At 48.0% G+C, this 552-nt stretch carries 1 pseudogene; it reads left to right on the top strand.

The window, feature by feature from the left end:
* Window positions 1-552: pseudogene (locus R7044_RS27310) on the top strand (AAA family ATPase); the annotation flags it as partial.

Raw genomic sequence — 552 nt, 5'->3', positions numbered from 1 at the left:
GATGACTCTGAACCGCTGTTAGAGCAGGATGAGAAAGCAGAGCTTGAAGAGGATGTCTTCGCGAACCTAGATGACGAAGAACTAGACTTCAACTTAGAAGGCGATGACGGCGAAGATCCATTTGCCGGTATCGGCGATGATGGTGATTTAGACGTTGGATTTGACGAGTTTGATTCTTCAACGAGCGGCATTCAAGTCAATGGCGACGAGAAAGCGCTGGGCCTTGAAGAGATGGAACGTGCGCTTGATGAAGTGACGCCAGAACTTGAAGTGCTCGACGAAGACGAAACAGGCTTCGACTTGTCCGACGACGATAACGCTATTTCTGATGATGAATTTGCCAAACTTCTTGCTGATGATGAACCATCGGAAGACCTTTCAAGTGGCAGCGTTGATCAAGCGATGCTGGACGATTTATTCGCAGAACTTGGCGACGATGATTTAGATCTTGACGTTGAAGATATCAAGCCCGAGCCGCAAGTCTCAGACGAGGATTTCTCGGCAGGAGAGGCGTCGGATGACGATATTGATAAGCTATTAGCTCAATACGAT

It is taken from the genome of Vibrio sp. 1402, from assembly GCF_033340275.1.
The sequence above is the reverse complement of the archived record's forward strand: the minus strand, read 5'-3'. Positions and strand labels throughout refer to the sequence as shown.